We start from the raw sequence: 12,912 nt of genomic DNA, 5'->3' as shown, positions 1-12,912 counted from the left end.
TTTGATCGTGTCCCACCGGAGCCGCGGGGAATATCGGCCATCCTTCAAATGGAGGATGGTCATGCGGTCGGTGATCCTCTTGGCCGGACGCCTCAGGTTGAAATGAGTTGATCAGAACGCGATGCGCACGCCGCCCTGGCCGTGTCGATACGGCTGCGACCGGACGCCGCGCCGCTTGAATCCACCCCTGCTTGCGGACTGATTGGCCTGTCTTGACGAGCGTCTCGGGTCAGATGTCGGCGTCCTGGGACGCGGCGAAGCTTCGGCATGAAAGCGGGACGAGCATGGCCGCGTGACGGCGGTAGCGGCGATACCGGTTGCCGAACTGCTGGATCAGATCGTGCTCTTCCAACTGAATGCCGATCAGGATGTAGGCTGTGATGCCAAGCGAATAGACCAGATGACCGACCGTCATCGCAGGCGTGGCCCAGACTGCGAGCAGGATGCCGAGATAGATCGGATGGCGGACATACCGGTAGAGCAACGGCGTGCGGAATTTGGCTTCGGGCGGTTGTTTACCGAACAGGTGCATGAACACCTGGCTGAGGCCGAACAACTCGAAATGATTGAGAAGAAACGTGCTGACCACCAGCACGACCCAACCCAGCCAGAAGACGGCGTCGAGCGCCCCCGCCGCGACCGGGTGGTTCACGGTCCAGACCGGCGTGGGGATCGGCTGCCACTGCCAGTAGCAGTGCAAAGCTGGCGAACAGCACGTAGGTGCTGCGCTCGACCGAAGCCGGCACGATTCGCGTCCACCAGCGCTTGAAGCCCTGACGCGCCATCACGCTGTGCTGGATCGCGAACACTCCGATTAGCAGCACATCGATAACAATGCTTGCCAGAACCGGACCAATGGCCCCGGAATCGATAGACTTTGGAACGACCAGGTTCCCGGTGAAGCCAATGAGATAGAGCAAGGCGACGAGCGTGACACCGTAAGCGGCAGTGCCGTAGAGGACCGCAACTAGACCTGCCATCAATCTTCTCCCAGAGAGTTCATTTTTTTGCATCGATTCGTCCGATCGCGGCGGCGGCTGCGGCGGTGCTTACAATGAAGAGATTTCGAGCAGCGACTGGCGCGGGTACGTCACCCCCGGGGCCGCGGCGGTGATCCCGGATTCTGCGCGGTGACCATCCAAGAGCTTGAATTCATCATCACGCCTTCAGGGCGGACGAATTGTTTCAACTCGTCCTTCAAGGCCGCCACCAGCGTATCAAACAAACGAGCAGCCTTCGGACCGGCTTCGCGATAAACCTCCCCTGCGGGACCGATCGCGAGCTGAAACGCGACCGCTTCGTCAAGATCTCGCCCGACCAAGACTTCGGCATCGATCCGTTCGAACCTGATGCCGCCGTAGCCGGCAATCATCAATTGCCGAGTCACGGCCTCGGGATCGGTCATAGAAAATGGTCCGGGGCCGCAGGTTGCAGCGTCTTCCCTGACGGGGGGCAGGTAGCGAAGCAGAACCTCCTTCGACAGTGTAAGCCACGGATTGTCCGCCCGTTCGCGCCAGACGACCATCGTCATCAGTCCACCCGGCTTGAGCGCAAATCGCATGTTGCTCAAGCCAGCCGTTGGGTCTTCGAAGAACTGGGTTCCAAAGCGAGAGAAGCAAAAATCATGTACCGGCTCGAACGAATTGGTCTGAACATCCGCTTCGAGAAAGCTGAGATTGGTCACCCCTGCCTCCTTCGCATCTGCGCGGCCGACGTCGAGGAAGGCATTGCAGCAATCGAGGCCGAGGACGGATCCGGTCGGTCCGACGCGCCGCGCAAGTTCAATTGCGGTGTCGCCCCAGCCACATCCCACATCCAGGGCCCTGTCGCCGGCTCTGATCGGCAGCGACGGGAAGACTTTAGCGCTATGCAGGTGAAGGCCGCCGGCGAGGATGTGCCGCCACGCATTGAATTTCGGAGCCAGTACCGCGTTCCAGAAATCGATATACGGCGTGACGGTTGCGGTAGCCTGCGCGATGCTCATGATCGGGATATCCGTCTGCTTGGTTGCCATCCAGAACCCCGTCGTGGCGTCCCGCTTTTCCATTCTTCCGCAACCGGTTCCGCGTCCGCCTGACCGTCTGGACAGCGTCTCAAGGAAACGTGGAGGAATCGGTTGCTTGGCAGTTCATTCATGAGCCCCGTATAAGCGCGGGGACCGCCACGGTGAATGATCGCCCAGCCGGATCAGTTGACCGATCGTCCAAATCTGAGATTAGCCTAATGATCGATCCGCTATCGGAAGTGCTTCGATCGGTTCGCCTGACCGGCGGCATTTTTCTGGATGCGCGGTTCACCGCGCCGTGGAGCGTCCATACGCAGATCGTCGCTGAGGACTGCGTGACCTTCGCGGTCAAGCCCTCGCTGCTGATCGCTTACCACTTCGTCATCGCCGGAAAATTTCTGCTCAGCGTCGACAGCGAACCTACAGTCGAGGTGCGGGCCGGCGAGATCGTACTGCTGCCCAGAAACGATGTTCATACACTCGCCAGCGACGCGGGTCTGGTACCGACAAACGCGCGTCATCTCATTCAGCCGTCACCGGATGGGGGGCTGGCAAAAATTATGCACGGCGGAGGCGGTGAGCCGGCGCAAATCGTGTGCGGTTTTCTCGGCAGCGAGGAAACCTATAATCCGTTGATCGCGGCCCTGCCAAGAGTGCTGAAGCTCGACATTCGCGAGGGGGTCGCACGCGACTGGATCGAGGCTTCAGTGCGATATGCAGCCGGCGAACTGACGGCCGGCAGGTTCGCCTCGTCAAACCTGATGTCTCGGCTTTCCGAACTGCTGTTCGTAGAGGCGATGCGGCAATATTCCGTGACATACACCGATCAAGATGGAGGATGGCTGAAGGGGATTGCCGATCCGAAAATCGGACGCGCGCTCGCCTCCATTCATCATAACGTCGGGCTGCCGTGGTCCGCGGAGTCCCTTGCGAGAGAAGTCTCGATGTCGCGGAGCGCCTTCGTCGACCGCTTCACAACCCTGATCGGGGTGCCACCAATCCGGTATGTGACCATCTGGCGGCTTCAGGCAGCCAAGGTGAGCCTACGAGAAACACGCAAGCCGGTCGACCAAATCGCAGAGGAAGTGGGTTACGGATCCGGAGAAGCATTCAGCCGGGCGTTCAGGCGTGAATTCGGCCTGGCGCCTGCGCGATGGCGGCAACGCTGACAACGCAATTGATTGCGCACGCGTCAAGTTTCAGAACGAGCCTCCATAGGGGGACGATCAGGAAATGATGCGTCGCCGTCGCGGCGAGAGCCGTAGCGGGTCAAACCGGCCCTGGACGGTCGGAATCGCACCTCTTGTCTATCTCGCACAGCGGAGCATGTGACCAGCTGATACGCACGTCCCAGTGCCCTCGGCGTGGACCTGGAGCACGGGCACGCGTCACGCACGCCAATTTCAGTGCGCACAAACCCGCGCGATATCGGCGACGGGTCGAGATCGGCGAAGGCACGCACATGGTCCTGCTGGAGAAGAACCGGTTGCAGGCCTTCGACCCGATCAATCAGTTTCTCTCGGAACAGTATGAGCATGACTAGCGCGATCTCCGCGGATCCCGCCGCGAGAAACACAGATGCTTCGCCGGAGCGCGACTCGCGCTTCCGGTTCCCGAATCGTCCGATCCTTGAGGACGATCGCATGCGCCGTCTACTATTCCGGAACCGTTTGACCGATCGCCCTCGCACTTCTGGGCGCATGCTGGGCAGACAAACAATGACCTGCATGGAGTAAAACTATCAAAGTTTAATGCGCTCTGTCGTTCTCATCGATCAAATTGGGGACGGGTTCTGAGTTATTAGGCGACCAATGCAGGCAGGATTTGCGTTCTCCAAGCTCGCCGACCGGTTGGCGAGCCTCACTCCCGTAACGGCCGACGATCTCCACCTGCTCGCGGACATGGCAAGCACAATCGCGCATCTCGGTTCGCGTCAGGCCGTTTTGCGGCATGGCGATGATGCCACCCAGTGCTGCCTGCTCCTTCAGGGATATCTGTCGTGGCAGGATGCAGAGAGTGCGGACGGGCAGATCACGTCAATCCATGTTCCCGGTGACATCGCCGATCTACACACGCTTTATCGTCCTCGCGTTGACGGCAACCTGATCGCGCTCGGCCCTGCCATCGTCGCTCTCGTGCCACACCGCTTCTTTCACGATTTGTCCGCGCGTTCGCCCGCGATGTCTCGCGCATTGCTGCTGATGCTGCTCACCACCCACGCCATTCAGCGCAACTGGACAGTGAACCTGGGTAGCCGTGATGCATTGACGCGCGTGGCGCATCTGCTGTGCGAGATCACCACCCGGCTGCAAAGCGTCGGCTTGGCGAGAGATTTCAGACTGCCGTCACCCTTCACCCAATCGGATCTTGCGGCAGCATGCAGCATCTCCCCGGTCCACGCCAACCGCACGATTCAGGAACTGCGACGATGCAATCTCCTGCAATGGCAGGGCAAGACGGTAACGATCACGGACTGGCAGGGACTCGTGCGGCTCGCAAGATTCGATCCGACTTACCTGAGCATTTCGTCCAGCCGCGACGATGCGTCGTCCTCGCGTCTCAGGCCACTTACGGCGGACCTTGCGCTCGCTTGAGCTCCTTTCGGACGACACCTTGGAGACTTGCGGAGCGTGCAATCAGGGCCTCCCGCACCTCTTCAAGGACGCTATCCCAGTTGCCTGGTGTCCTCTGATGAAACAGCCGCAGGCTCGGATACCAAAGGGAATGGGCCTCGGATGCCGGCCAGCGCCAGTCGCAATCCGCATGCAATAAGACCCACGCCTCACAGCCGAGTGCTCCCGCGAGATGGGCCACCATAGTGTCGACGCAAATGACGAGATCGAGCCGCTGGAGGAGATGACCGAGAACCGTAACGTCAGGCGTGCTGACGTCCCTCGCGCCGATCTCGGCCAGTTCGCACGTTCGGGCCCCGCGTTGCAGTGAGCAGAGCGTCACGCCGGGAACGGCAAGATGTCCCAACAGGGACGGCGGAACGGTCCTCCGCTTGTCCCAATTGCCGACTTCCCAAACCAGGCCCACGGCAAGGCCCCTGAGTTCGAGACCTCGGTCTTGCGGGAGCGCTGGTTCGACCTTGGTCGGCAACGACAGGTAAGGTGCGCGCATCTCGACCTGCTCTCGCCTCGCCCTTATGGCATGCGGCACCTCCATAATCTCGATATCGACCTCGAAGTCGACCTCAGGTGCACCATCATGGAGCGCGAAGGCCCGATCGACGCCAACCGCTCGCTCGACCAGCGGCAGAAGCTCGCCCTGGCACCAGACCGTGACGCGGCGCGCGACGTCACGAAGCGGCCGCATGAAGCGCAGGAACTGGATAGTGTCGCCGAGCCCGTGGTAGCAGCGGACCAGCACATCCTTGCCCCTCAGTTCCTCACCACGCCAGATCCGCTGCAGGTGACGCGGCCCGGTGTGCTTGGGTGGATACGCAAGCATTGCCAGATCGCGGTCATTGATTGCCCAGGCGCGTTCGAAGTCGCCTGCCCGCATCGCCTCGGTCCAGCTGCCCGACACGTGGTGATCCAACTAGCGCCGAACGAATTTGTGAAAGCGGCTCGGCTTACCATCCTTGGTCTGGTCCTGATGGAGGAAGGCAATGCCGGCCTCGTCGAACTTGGCGAAGAATTCGTCCCAGCTGATCCGATCGAGACCTTCGTCGGGCGGATCGAAATCGATGCGCAGGATACCGGCGTGTCCGTCCTCCTCCGTGGCCTTGACCGTCGCAGGCTTTCCGCCGCGCTCCTCCGCCCATTTCCGGATCACATCATGGCTGGTGGTCTGCTGGGCTTCGCTGGTTTGTGATTTGGATGACATGTGACACCTCGATTGCTGACAAGGAGCGAGCGACGGATCGGCCCTCGCGTCGGACTGTTTCGCCGTGAACGCCGGGCGCGAGCATTTGTTCTTTCGTAGGCCGGACTCTCTCAAAACATCATCTTCTTCATCTTCATCATGGAAGCTTTTCGTTCCCACCAACCCGCCCGGGATTCTATCCCAGGTTAAGCGCGCGAGATTTTTTCGGCCGGAATCCGACGTGAGGCGGACATAGTGCAGTGAGTTCAGGAACGAACATACGTTCCCCACGTTCGCCGACGTACTTACGTCAACACTGCATCTCTTCAACACTGCATGCCTTAACGCTGCACGTCTTCCGGAGGGCCTCTAGCCATGCATTCTCGTCTTCAGGACAGGCGGCGCGTGCGCGTCGGCATCGTCGGTGTCGGCAATTGTGCGAGCTCCTTCGTTCAAGGGCTCTCCTATTACCGGGACGCCAAATCGAATGAGCCGGTGCCTGGGCTGATGAACGCCGATCTCGGCGGCTACCACATCAGCGACATTCAGGTCGCGTCGGCCTTCGACGTCCATGCCGGCAAGGTCGGACGCGACGTGGCCGAGGCGATCTTCGCAGCGCCGAACAACACGCACCGCTTCTCCGACGTCGCCCCCACCGGCGTCATGGTCCAACGCGGCCCCGTCATGGACGGCGTCGGCCATTATCTCAAGGACGACGTCCCGATTGCGGATGTCCCGGAAGCCGACGTCTCCGAAGTGCTCGCGACCTCGCGCACGGACGTGCTTGTGTCCTATCTTCCCGTCGGCTCGCAGCGTGCGAGCGAATTTTACGCCGCGCGCGCGATCGAGGCCGGCTGCGGCTACGTCAATTGCATCCCCGTCTTCATTGCCTCGAATCCCGACTGGCGGCGGCGTTTCGAGGATGCAGGCCTGCCGATCGTCGGCGACGACATCAAGAGCCAGGTCGGCGCCACCATTCTGCACCGTGTGCTCGCCAATCTCTTCCGTGAACGCGGCGTACGGCTGGACAGAACCTACCAGCTCAACGTCGGCGGCAACACCGATTTCAAGAACATGCTCGAGCGCGAGCGGCTGACATCAAAGAAGATCTCCAAAACCCAAGCCGTAACCAGCCAGTTCGACGTGCCCATGGATGCCGATAATATCCATGTCGGCCCGAGCGACCATGTGCCGTGGCTGACCGACCGCAAGCTGGCCTTTATCCGCCTGGAGGGCACCACGTTCGGCGGTGTTCCCTTGAGCGCGGAAGTCAAGCTCGAAGTCTGGGACTCCCCGAACTCGGCGGGTGTCGTGATCGACGCGGTCCGCTGCGCCAAGCTCGCCATGGACCGCGGGCAGGCCGGCGCGCTGACGGGCCCCTCGAGCTATTTCATGAAGTCGCCGCCTCAGCAGTTCACGGACGAAGAGGCCGGACGGCGAACGCGCGCCTTCATCGACGACAAGGCGTATACCTGATGGCGAAGATCATTCATCTGATCCGCCACGGGCATCATGCCCTGCTCGGCCGCACGCTCTGTGGCCGGATGAAGGGCGTAGAGCTCGATGATCTCGGCTGCGAGGAAATCGCGCGATGCGCCGATACTTTCACGCCCCCGCCGAGCATGGTTCAGTCGAGCCCGCAGCGGCGCTGCATGCAGTCGGCCTGCATCCTGGCGGCGCGCTTCGGCTTGCCGGTCGAGATCGTGCCGGCACTCGACGAGCTCGACTACGGCGAATGGACCGGACTGTCGTTCGAGGCGCTCGCCCGGGATCCCCGCTGGTCGCGCTGGAACGAACAACGCGGAACGAACCGCCCGCCGGGGGGCGAAAGCATGCGGTCGCTTCAGAAGCGCGTCGTCGCCCATCTGGAGCAGCTGCGCAACGATCATGGTAGCGGCACCGTCGTCGTCGCCGTCAGCCATGCCGAACCGATCCGCGCGGCGCTGCTGCACTATTCCCGGAAAGAGCTCGACGACTTCCTCTCGATCGAGATCGACCCCGGCAGCGTCAGCACCCTCAGCGTGGACAATCGCGGACTCAAGATCACCGGGATCAATCAGCGGGTGCCAGCGTGAAGATCGTCATTTTCGGCCTGACAATTTCCTCGTCCTGGGGCAACGGTCACGCCACCCTGTGGCGAGGGCTTTGCAAGCATCTCGCGCGAGCCGGCCACAGCGTCGTCTTTTTCGAGCGCGACGTGCCCTACTACGCGGGCGCGCGGGATTTGCACGAACTGCCCGGCGGGCAATTGCGACTGTTCTCGAACTGGGACGATGTGCTGCCTTTGGCGCGGAGCGAAATTCGTGATGCAGATGTCGCGATCATAACGTCCTATTGTCCCGACGCGATCGCCGCGACAGAGCTTGTCCTGTCCGAGGGTCGTGCGGTGCCCGTGTTCTATGACCTCGACACGCCGGTCACGCTGGCGAAGCTGATGGCCGGCGAGGCCGTTCCCTATATCGGGCCGCGCGGCCTGCGGGATTTCGCCCTGGTCCTGAGCTTCACCGGCGGCTCCCGCATCTGCAACGAATTTCGCGACAGGCTCGGCTCCTGCAACGTCCGCCCGCTCTACGGACACGTCGATACGGACATCCATCGGCCGGTGCCGTCGCAGCCGCATTACCGTGCGGATCTGTCCTATCTCGGCACATATTCGCAGGATCGCCAGCGCGCACTCGAGGCTCTGTTCGTCGAACCCGCACGTAACAGGCAGGATCTGCGCTTCCTGATTGGAGGTGCACAATATCCGGAAGATTTTCCCTGGTCGCCAAACATCTACTTCGTGCAGCACTTGCCGCCGTCGGAGCACGCGGCGTTCTTTGCGTCATCCCGGCTGACACTCAACGTCACGCGCCGCGCCATGGCCGAGATGGGCTGGTGCCCCTCCGGCCGCCTGTTCGAAGCCGCTGCCTGCAAGGCCCCGCTGCTCAGCGACGACTGGCCGGGACTCGATGAATTCTTTGTACCTGGGCAGGAGATCCTGATCGCATGCGATGCGAAGGACACGCTTGCTGCGTTGACGATGGCCGACGCCGAGCTTCAGCACATTGCCGGGCGCGCCTATGAACGGACCATGGATCAGCACACATCCGACAAGCGCGCAGCCGAACTGATTTGGCTGCTCGAGCAGACGGCATCGCTCGGCGCGCGCCGACAGCAACCCGAGGAGGCCTGATCATGTGGGGCATCGTTCCGGCCGCGGGCCGCGGCAGCCGCATCCAACCGCTCGCCTTCTCCAAGGAGTTGCTTCCGGTCGGAAGCCAACGGGACGACGGCATCGACCGTCCGTGCGCCGTCTCCGAATATCTGCTGGAGCGGCTGATCCTTGGGGGCGCCGACAAGATTTGCTTCGTGATCTCCCCCGGCAAATCGGACATCCTCGAATATTTCGGCGATCATTATGGCAGCGCCCAGCTCGCCTATGTCGTGCAGCCCGATGCGTCGGGGCTGTGCGATGCCGTGTTCAGGGCGGGCACGGTCGTTGGCCACGACGAAGACGTCCTGGTCGGACTTCCGGATACCGTATGGTTCCCAAAGGCGGCCTTGCAGACGTTGCCGGCCGCCGACCTGTCGTTTCTGCTGTTTCCGGTCGAACATCCCGAGTTCTTCGATGCCGTCGTGCTCGACGGCGATCGCGTCACGGAGATCCAGGTCAAGCAGCCGGATGCGGTGTCGAAATGGATATGGGGCGCCTTCAAGATGTCCGGCCACGGATTTCGCGAGCTTCAGTCGTTGTGGACGAAGCGCGACCGCCGCGATGAATATTTCGGGACGCTCGTCAATGCCTACATCGCGGGCGGCGGCCAGGGTCTCGGCGTCAAGGCCGGCGAATCCTATGTCGACGTCGGCACCATCGATGGCTACCGGACGGCAATGGCGTTGCTCGCGGAAAGCTCCGCCGGGAACGGACGCTCTCGACTGCTGGCCGGCGGTTCGCCGGAGGCAATCCGCCCTGCCTCCGCAATGAACAATGGAGTGACCGCATGAGCAGAGGCGCCCTCTCCCGCGAGGAAATCCGCCAGCGCGTCGATGCGCTCGGGCCATGGTTTCACAATCTGGACCTGAACGGCGTGCCGACAGCGCCTTCACACTTTCTCGGCGACTATCCCAACGTGAAATGGCGCCGCTTTTCCGGGATCATTCCGGACCGCCTCGAAGGCAAGACCGTGCTCGATATCGGCTGCAATGCCGGTTTCTACGCCATGGAGATGAAGCGGCGCGGCGCCGAGCGCGTCCTCGGCCTGGACACCGACGACGAATATCTCGCGCAAGCCCGCTTCGCGGCCGAGGTGAACGGGCTCAGGATCGAATTCCGCAAGATGTCAGCCTATGATGTCGGCCAGCTGCGCGAAAAATTCGATCTCGTGATCTTCATGGGCGTGCTCTACCACCTGCGGCACCCTCTGCTGGCACTCGACCTGATCCACGAGCACGTGGCTGACGATCTCCTGCTGTTCCAGTCGATGCAGCGCGGCGACAGCCGCGTGGATTCCCTCGACAAGAACTATGACTTCTGGACCACCGATCAGTTCGATTCCCCGGGCTATCCAAAGCTGCACTTCATCGAGAACAAATATGCCGACGACCCCACCAATTGGTGGGTGCCGAACCGCGCCTGCGCCGAAGCCATGCTGCGCAGCGCCGGCTTTGCGATCGCGGCGCATCCGGAAGAGGAAGTCTATCTCTGCAAACGGGTGACAAGGCCGCAGGCGGAAGGTCCGGTTTATCCGTCGCGGGAGACTGGCCGATGATCGAAGCCGCCAAGATCTGGAACGAGCCCAACAACAAGTCGCACTGGGACATCCTGATCGATCCGGATTGGACCATGTTCGCGAGCCTGTCGCTCGCTGCCGGAAAGGCGATCCGCAGCGCGCATCCCACACTCCCACGTGTGCTTGGCGGCATATCGCCGATCGATCCGTCCTTCCTGCGCAACATGCAGGCGCGCGGCGTACTCGATCATGTCGATGTCGTGGCCGTGCACGGCTTTCCGCTGGACTGGAACCTGTGGCAGATCGCGGAATGGCCGGCCAAGATCGACGAGATCAAGGCCGTCACCCCGCTGCCTGTTTGGGTCACGGAGGTGGGAGTCTCGTCTTTCGGCGCCGAGGAGGTGCAGGCTTGGGGCCTGACCCGAACGGCGGAGTTGTTGATCGGCCGCGCTCCGCGCATTCACTGGTACAGCCTCTACGATCTGCCTTCGAGTTGGGAGGCCACGACCCGGCACAAGGAAGCTGAAGGTTCATCCTACTACAGGCATTTTCACATGGGCCTGCTACGCGAGGACGGAACGCCGAAAGCCTCGGCGGACCTGTTCGCCCAATATGCACCTGCGATGGGCCTGTGCCAGTGGTTTCACTTCGAGGACCACCGCCTCGACGACGCCGTGCGCTGGATGCGCCGGCTGGGCGTGCAGCATCTCAGGACTGGCCTGTCCTGGGCCGACAGCTTCCGTCCCAATGCGCTCGACTGGTTCGATCGGCAGATGGACGCGCTGGCCGAGTTTCAGGTCACGGTGACCTTCTGCTTCACCCCGGAACATCGGGGTATCGAGCCTCATCACACCAGCCCGCCGCTCGACGTGAACGAGTTCGCCGAGTTCTGCGCGCAGATGGTCGAACGCTATTGCGCGAAAACCGGGCTCGCGCCGTCCGCAGCGTCTTCGCGCCCGGCCATCTCGGAGCCGACATGCGTGCCGTGATCCTGGTGATGGACTCCGTCGGGATCGGCGCCGCGCCCGATGCCATCAATTACGGCGACGAGGGTGCCGATACCGTCGGCCACATTGCCGAGATGTGCATGGCCGGCAATGCCGACGGACCGCACCGGGAGGGGCCGCTTCAGCTTCCCAATCTGGTTGCGCTCGGCCTTGGCCAGGCTTGCCGTCTCGCCACCGGGCGCGTGCCGCCGGGGCTCGATGGCCCAACTGAGCATGCGCGATTTGGCTGCGCGAGCGAGATCTCCAAAGGCAAGGACACGCCCTCGGGCCATTGGGAGATCGCCGGCGTGCCGGTGCCATTCGACTGGGGCTATTTTCCAAGAACCAAGCCATGCTTCGCGCGCGACCTGACGGAGAGCCTGTGCGAACAGGCTCGAGTGCCCGGCATCCTCGGGAACTGTCACGCCTCCGGCACGGAGATCATCGCCGAATTCGGCGAGCGTCACATCAGAACGGGCGAACCGATCTGCTATACATCGGCCGACAGCGTGTTTCAGATCGCAGCGCACGAGGAGACGTTCGGTCTCGAACGCCTCTATGAGGTCTGCCGTGTTGCACGCCGACTGGTCGACCCCCTCAACATCGGGCGCGTCATCGCACGCCCCTTCATCGGCACGTCGGTAGGTGACTTCAAGCGAACAGCGCACAGGAAGGACTTCTCCGTCCCCCCGCCGGAGCGAACGATCCTCGATCTTGCCGAGAGCGCAGGCCGTGACATCGTAACGATCGGCAAGATCGACGACATCTTCGCCCATCGCGGCACCGGGAGGAACCTGCGCGGCGATGGCAACCAAGCGCTGTTCGATGCCACGTATGATGGGCTGGCCTCTCTCGCGGAGGGCGGGATGTTGTTCGCCAATTTCATCGATTTCGACACGCTGTACGGCCATCGCCGAGATGTGGCAGGCTATGCAGCGGCGCTCGAAGCCTTCGATGCGCGAGTTCCGGATCTTTTGAACCGCCTGCGCGAGGATGATCTCCTGATCATCACGGCTGATCATGGTTGCGATCCGACCTGGAGCGGTACCGATCACACGCGGGAACAAGTGCCGGTTTTGGCGTGGAGCGCGCGGTTAACTTCTCCGATCGGCAAGCGCGCCGGATTTGCGGACATCGGCGCGACGGTCGCGAGCCATCTCGAGCTGCAGGCACCGGGTCACGGCGTGTATTTTTAGCCTGCTGCACCGCGCAGATTCACCTGGGTTATTGATCCAGGTTAGAGAAATTTTCGTTTGTAGGTTTCGCAGGAACGAACATTCCTTGCACCGCTTCTACTTCCAAATGTGACTGGCGCGCCGGTCGCTCGACCAGAACAGCAGCGCGCTTTCATTCTCATCACGGATTGATCCCGCAGGATCGATCTTACGGCGGCACGGAG

Annotated in this window: 12 protein-coding genes and 1 pseudogene; 9 read left to right on the top strand and 4 right to left on the bottom strand. The window is 62.0% G+C overall.

Annotated elements, in window-relative coordinates:
- Positions 1-229: 229 nt before the first annotated feature.
- Both mddA and BcanWU425_RS12310 read right to left on the bottom strand, forming a co-directional pair.
- Positions 230-980 (bottom strand): annotated as a pseudogene (gene mddA / locus BcanWU425_RS12315) (methanethiol S-methyltransferase).
- 110 nt (positions 981-1,090) lie between these two features.
- The gene (locus tag BcanWU425_RS12310; RefSeq protein ID WP_231190503.1) at positions 1,091-2,014 is read right to left on the bottom strand and encodes a class I SAM-dependent methyltransferase; all 924 of its coding nucleotides are present in this window, start codon (positions 2,012-2,014) and stop codon (positions 1,091-1,093) included.
- Positions 2,015-2,223: 209 nt separating this feature from the next.
- Here BcanWU425_RS12310 and BcanWU425_RS12305 point away from each other — a divergent pair, with 209 nt between their 5' ends.
- Both BcanWU425_RS12305 and BcanWU425_RS12300 read left to right on the top strand, forming a co-directional pair.
- Complete coding sequence (locus BcanWU425_RS12305; protein WP_204511963.1) at positions 2,224-3,174, top strand: AraC family transcriptional regulator; 951 nt, start codon at positions 2,224-2,226, stop codon at positions 3,172-3,174.
- 642 nt (positions 3,175-3,816) lie between these two features.
- Positions 3,817-4,599: a Crp/Fnr family transcriptional regulator gene (locus BcanWU425_RS12300; RefSeq protein ID WP_085348983.1), complete on the top strand. Its 783-nt coding sequence runs from the start codon at positions 3,817-3,819 to the stop codon at positions 4,597-4,599.
- Here BcanWU425_RS12300 and BcanWU425_RS12295 read toward each other — a convergent pair.
- Positions 4,574-5,536, bottom strand: coding sequence for a hypothetical protein (locus BcanWU425_RS12295; protein ID WP_231190498.1), 963 nt, complete (start codon positions 5,534-5,536; stop codon positions 4,574-4,576). The two genes, BcanWU425_RS12300 and BcanWU425_RS12295, sit on opposite strands and share 26 nt — an antisense overlap.
- A gap of 12 nt (positions 5,537-5,548) precedes the next feature.
- Positions 5,549-5,836 carry a hypothetical protein gene (locus tag BcanWU425_RS12290; RefSeq protein WP_018460363.1) on the bottom strand — a complete coding sequence of 96 codons (288 nt, stop codon included), beginning with the start codon at positions 5,834-5,836 and terminating at the stop codon, positions 5,549-5,551.
- A 354-nt stretch (positions 5,837-6,190) separates the two neighbouring features.
- Here BcanWU425_RS12290 and BcanWU425_RS12285 point away from each other — a divergent pair, with 354 nt between their 5' ends.
- The 7 genes from BcanWU425_RS12285 to BcanWU425_RS12255 are packed head-to-tail and all read left to right on the top strand — an operon-like array spanning position 6,191 to position 12,709.
- Entirely contained in the window at positions 6,191-7,291 is a 1,101-nt protein-coding gene (locus BcanWU425_RS12285; RefSeq protein WP_085348982.1) for an inositol-3-phosphate synthase, read from the top strand.
- The gene (locus BcanWU425_RS12280) at positions 7,291-7,890 is read left to right on the top strand and encodes a histidine phosphatase family protein (protein WP_018460365.1); all 600 of its coding nucleotides are present in this window, start codon (positions 7,291-7,293) and stop codon (positions 7,888-7,890) included. The genes BcanWU425_RS12285 and BcanWU425_RS12280 overlap by 1 nt, the downstream gene beginning before the upstream one ends.
- Positions 7,887-8,990 carry a CgeB family protein gene (locus tag BcanWU425_RS12275; RefSeq protein ID WP_231190497.1) on the top strand — a complete coding sequence of 368 codons (1,104 nt, stop codon included), beginning with the start codon at positions 7,887-7,889 and terminating at the stop codon, positions 8,988-8,990. Before BcanWU425_RS12280 ends, BcanWU425_RS12275 begins: the two co-directional genes overlap by 4 nt.
- Before the next feature lie 2 nt (positions 8,991-8,992).
- Positions 8,993-9,802, top strand: coding sequence for a nucleotidyltransferase family protein (locus tag BcanWU425_RS12270; protein ID WP_018460367.1), 810 nt, complete (start codon positions 8,993-8,995; stop codon positions 9,800-9,802).
- Positions 9,799-10,566: a TIGR04290 family methyltransferase gene (locus tag BcanWU425_RS12265; protein WP_018460368.1), complete on the top strand. Its 768-nt coding sequence runs from the start codon at positions 9,799-9,801 to the stop codon at positions 10,564-10,566. Before BcanWU425_RS12270 ends, BcanWU425_RS12265 begins: the two co-directional genes overlap by 4 nt.
- Positions 10,563-11,516 (top strand): beta-xylosidase, encoded by a 954-nt coding sequence (locus BcanWU425_RS12260; RefSeq protein ID WP_018460369.1) that lies wholly within the window; start codon positions 10,563-10,565, stop codon positions 11,514-11,516. The genes BcanWU425_RS12265 and BcanWU425_RS12260 overlap by 4 nt, the downstream gene beginning before the upstream one ends.
- On the top strand, positions 11,504-12,709 hold the full coding sequence (locus BcanWU425_RS12255) for a phosphopentomutase (protein WP_204511965.1): 1,206 nt from the start codon (positions 11,504-11,506) through the stop codon (positions 12,707-12,709). Before BcanWU425_RS12260 ends, BcanWU425_RS12255 begins: the two co-directional genes overlap by 13 nt.
- The last annotated feature ends 203 nt before the right edge of the window (positions 12,710-12,912 follow it).

The sequence above is a fragment of the Bradyrhizobium sp. WU425 genome (assembly GCF_021052305.1).
GTDB lineage: Bacteria > Pseudomonadota > Alphaproteobacteria > Rhizobiales > Xanthobacteraceae > Bradyrhizobium > Bradyrhizobium canariense_D.
The sequence above is the reverse complement of the archived record's forward strand: the minus strand, read 5'-3'. Positions and strand labels throughout refer to the sequence as shown.

Bases quoted from the DNA above. Each gene is read 5' to 3' on its own strand.
- BcanWU425_RS12270 (WP_018460367.1), top strand. From the start codon at position 8,993: ATGTGGGGCATCGTTCCGGCCGCGGGCCGCGGCAGCCGCATCCAACCG.
- BcanWU425_RS12260 (WP_018460369.1), top strand. From the start codon at position 10,563: ATGATCGAAGCCGCCAAGATCTGGAACGAGCCCAACAACAAGTCGCAC.
- BcanWU425_RS12300 (WP_085348983.1), top strand. From the start codon at position 3,817: ATGCAGGCAGGATTTGCGTTCTCCAAGCTCGCCGACCGGTTGGCGAGC.
- BcanWU425_RS12285 (WP_085348982.1), top strand. From the start codon at position 6,191: ATGCATTCTCGTCTTCAGGACAGGCGGCGCGTGCGCGTCGGCATCGTC.
- BcanWU425_RS12305 (WP_204511963.1), top strand. From the start codon at position 2,224: ATGATCGATCCGCTATCGGAAGTGCTTCGATCGGTTCGCCTGACCGGC.
- BcanWU425_RS12255 (WP_204511965.1), top strand. From the start codon at position 11,504: ATGCGTGCCGTGATCCTGGTGATGGACTCCGTCGGGATCGGCGCCGCG.
- BcanWU425_RS12310 (WP_231190503.1), bottom strand. From the start codon at position 2,014: ATGGCAACCAAGCAGACGGATATCCCGATCATGAGCATCGCGCAGGCT.
- BcanWU425_RS12265 (WP_018460368.1), top strand. From the start codon at position 9,799: ATGAGCAGAGGCGCCCTCTCCCGCGAGGAAATCCGCCAGCGCGTCGAT.
- BcanWU425_RS12290 (WP_018460363.1), bottom strand. From the start codon at position 5,836: ATGTCATCCAAATCACAAACCAGCGAAGCCCAGCAGACCACCAGCCAT.
- BcanWU425_RS12280 (WP_018460365.1), top strand. From the start codon at position 7,291: ATGGCGAAGATCATTCATCTGATCCGCCACGGGCATCATGCCCTGCTC.